This window comes from Methylibium sp. (genome assembly GCF_013817365.1).
Taxonomy (GTDB): domain Bacteria; phylum Pseudomonadota; class Gammaproteobacteria; order Burkholderiales; family Burkholderiaceae_C; genus Methylibium.
This window is the reverse complement of sequence record NZ_JACDCU010000418.1, coordinates 1-3549: the sequence shown is the minus strand read 5'-3', so window position 1 is coordinate 3549 and position 3549 is coordinate 1. Positions and strand designations below refer to the sequence as shown.

The 3549-nt window shown below is 61.1% G+C and carries 4 protein-coding genes; all 4 read left to right on the top strand.

The window, feature by feature from the left end:
• A partial coding sequence (locus H0W38_RS18900) for a hypothetical protein (protein WP_292457049.1) occupies nt 1-451 on the top strand: 451 nt, incomplete at its 5' end.
• 324 nt (nt 452-775) lie between these two features.
• Nucleotides 776-2296, top strand: a complete 1521-nt coding sequence (gene istA, locus H0W38_RS18895) for an IS21 family transposase (RefSeq protein ID WP_292457045.1) — start codon at nt 776-778, stop codon at nt 2294-2296.
• 29 nt (nt 2297-2325) lie between these two features.
• Complete coding sequence (gene istB / locus H0W38_RS18890; RefSeq protein ID WP_292457042.1) at nt 2326-3084, top strand: IS21-like element helper ATPase IstB; 759 nt, start codon at nt 2326-2328, stop codon at nt 3082-3084.
• A gap of 216 nt (nt 3085-3300) precedes the next feature.
• On the top strand, nt 3301-3549 hold a 249-nt coding region (locus H0W38_RS18885), incomplete at its 3' end, for a hypothetical protein (RefSeq protein WP_292457041.1).

Sequence of the window (3549 nt, the reverse complement as noted above, 5' to 3'; positions counted from 1 at the left end):
GTATTTTGCTGTCGACCAACTGCCTAACTGCGATGGCGCCTTGTTTGTTGTCGGCGCAGCAGCGTTGGATCTACATTGGGCGAACGGCGCTCGAGGTCCCGTCAATGTCAGCGACGATGACCTAGTCGACCCGAAAGCTCCTGAACGCGTCGTGTTTACGTGGCCGCAACTTCGGTCGCAACGCCTTGCTATTCAGCAGGGTCACTTCAGCGTCAGCACGAAGCTTCTGTCCCCGCATGACGGCCCGATTCTTGATGCTTGTGTATCGACCGCATCTGACGAATCGGAACGCGTGATTCACAGGAAGATTGTCATTGCTGCGGATCTTAAGCTAGTGATCCTGCAGCAGCTGCGGGCGATGAACATTGCGCCTCACGCGCTTTTCCCAAGCTTGGACGGATTCGGCCGTTCATTAGCGGATCTTGCTCGTCTCAAGGCGGCACTAGCATGACCAACCGGCTAATCGTAGCCGGGGGTGTTTAACCCCTGGCCCCCACAACGCCCTGCATGCGGGTCCGCAAGGGGCGTTTCCTTCGAGGTTGAAAGCAGCAAGATGAATCTGCGTATTCCGGATCAATCTGATCACTGATTCCGGTCGAAACTGATCACTGATTCCGGCCCAAACTGATCACTCATTCCGGGGCAATCTGATCACCGCTCCGGAGTGGTTTCCTATCGAGCGAAGCATGCGACGCGGGATAACCCGGCCGCCGGTCTTACCCTGTCGGATTTTTCCGACGAAAGGGCGAGACCAATGGCAAATACGAGGGTATCCATGCGTAAGACGAAAGAGATCCTGCGCCTGCATCACGAAGCACGGCGCTCGGGGCGCGAGATCGCCCGCACCCTGGGGGTGTCGCCAGCGACGGTCCAAGAGTGTTTGCGCCGCGCGCGCGTCGCGGGGGTGGACTGGGCAGCGGCGTGCGACCTGAACGATACGGTGCTGGAGGGCCGGCTGTATCCGCCGCCCGCGGCACTTACGCTCGACGACCGGCCGCTGCCGGATTTCGCCGAGCTGCACGCCCAGCTCAAACGCAAGGGCGTGACGCTGGCGCTTTTGTGGGAAGAGTACAAGGCGGTCGCCCCCGAGGGCCTGCAGTACAGCCAGTTCTGCGAGCGTTACCGGCGCTACAGCACACGGGTGGACTTGGTCATGCGCCAGCCCCACCGCGCCGGGGAGAAGCTGTTCGTCGACTACGCCGGGCCGACTGTGCCGGTCGTCGATCGCAGTACCGGTGAGATCCGTGCGGCGCAGATCTTCGTCGCCGTGCTGGGAGCGAGTAACTACACCTACGCCGAGGCGACGTGGACGCAAACACTACCTGACTGGATCGGGTCGCACGTGCGGGCGTTGAGCTACTTTGGGTCGACGCCTGAAATGATCGTCCCGGACAATCTCAAGAGCGCCGTCACCCGCGCCGATCGCTACGAGCCGGGCCTGAATCCGACCTACCAAGAGTTCGGCAAACATTACGGCGTGGCGATTATCCCAGCGCGGGCTAGAAAGCCGCGTGATAAAGCCAAAGCTGAAAATGGGGTGCTCTTGGTCGAACGTTGGATCTTGGCGCGCCTGCGTCATCATGCGTTCTTCCGCCTCGGCGATCTGAATACCGAGATCGACACATTGCTCTTTGCGCTGAACCGGCGTCCGTTCCGTAAGCTGCCAGGCTCGCGCGGCACGCTCTTCGAACAGCTCGACCGTCCGGCCATGAAGCCGCTGCCCGTACAGCCCTACGTGTTCGCCGAGTGGCGACAAGCGCGCGTGCATATCGACTATCACGTCGAGGTCCACCGCCATTACTACTCGGTGCCCTACGCGCTGGTCAGTCACGTCGTGGACGCACGCGTCACGGCGCACACCGTGGAGCTATTCTACCGCGGCCAACGCGTCGCCTCACACGTGCGCTCGCATCTGTTGGGGCGATACACCACCGATCCGGCGCACATGCCCAAGGCCCATCAGCACTACGCCGCCTGGACACCGCGGCGGCTCATCGACTGGGCCGAAAAGAGCGGCGCGGCGACCGCCAAGCTCATCGAGGTCATCCTCACCACCCGCGCCCATCCCCAGCAGGGCTTCCGCTCCTGCCTGGGCATCATGCGGTTGGGTAAGCACTACGGTGTCGCGCGTCTGGAGGGGGCCTGCCAGCGCGCTCTCGTTCTCGGCGCTCACAGCTACAAGAGTGTCGAGTCGATTTTGAAACGTGGTTTGGATGGCGAGCCATTACCGGCCACGGCGTCTTCCACCCCGGCGATCACTCACGACAACGTGCGCGGCGCCGGTTATTACCATTGACCTACACCCACGATAGGAGAGTTAGCCTCATGTTGACCCATCCCACGATCGAAAAACTGCACACTTTGCATTTGACCGGCATGGCGCGCGCATTGGAGGCTCAGCGCTACGTGCCCGACAGCGATACACTGAGCTTCGAGGAGCACCTCGGCCTGTTGCTCGACGCCGAGAGCACCGAGCGCGACAACCGCCGTTTGCAGACCCGTTTGCGCACCGCCGCGCTGCGTTCCACCGCCTGCCTGGAGGATATCGATTATCGCCATCACCGCGGCTTGGACAAGAGCCTGATGAAAAAGCTCGCCACCGGCCAGTGGCTGCACGAGCACCTCAATGTGCTCATCACCGGACCGAGCGGGATCGGAAAAAGCTGGTTGGCGTGCGCGCTCGCGCATCAAGCGTGTCGCCAGGGCTTCACCGCCCGCTACCTGCGTCTACCGCGCTTGCTCACCGAGCTCGCCATCGCCCGAGGTGACGGTCGCTACCGCAAGCTCCTCGCACAGCTCGCCCGCCTCGATGTGATCATCCTCGATGACTTCGGCCTCGCCGCCCTGACCGAAGAACAGCGGCGCGATCTGCTCGAGATCCTCGAGGACCGTTACGAGCGGCGTTGCACTGTGGTGACCAGCCAATACCCGGTCGAGCACTGGCATGACCTCATCGGCGATCCTACCCTGGCCGACGCGATCCTAGACCGGCTCGTGCACAACGCCTACCGGCTTAATCTGAAAGGAGAATCGATGCGAAAGCGAGCGAGATCGTTGACCGATACCGAGTCGACACGCTTATAATGTCAACCCCGCGTCGCTGCGCTCCGAAGGGGGTGATCAGTTTCGACCGGAACGGGTGATCAGTTTGCTCCGGATTGGCTGATCAGATTGACCGGAATGCGCAGTAGATCACTCGACATGCCTCAAAGGCCTTACCGTGTTCGCCAAGAACCATGCCCGCACTTCCTTACCGCGACGATAAACCACTGGCTGCCACTGTTCACCCGGCACAAGACGGTGAATATTGCCCTGGATTCATGGCGGTTCCTTCAGCGCGAAGCGGTCATCTACGGCTTCGTCATCCCTCGAAAACCACCTGCATCTTATCGCCAAATCGCACAACCTGAGCCGGGATATACAGCGTTTCAAGTTGTTCACGGCCACGGAAATCAAGGCATATCTGCAGAGCGGGGGGTTCGAGAAGGCTTCTGGAGTTATTTAGCACCCTTCAGCGTTCGCACGAGACCGAAAGCCGCTATCCGGTTG

What these genes read in the sequence shown, in the direction of transcription:
- istA (WP_292457045.1), top strand. Translation starts at nt 776, where the DNA reads ATGCGTAAGACGAAAGAGATCCTGCGCCTGCATCACGAAGCACGGCGC.
- istB (WP_292457042.1), top strand. Translation starts at nt 2,326, where the DNA reads ATGTTGACCCATCCCACGATCGAAAAACTGCACACTTTGCATTTGACC.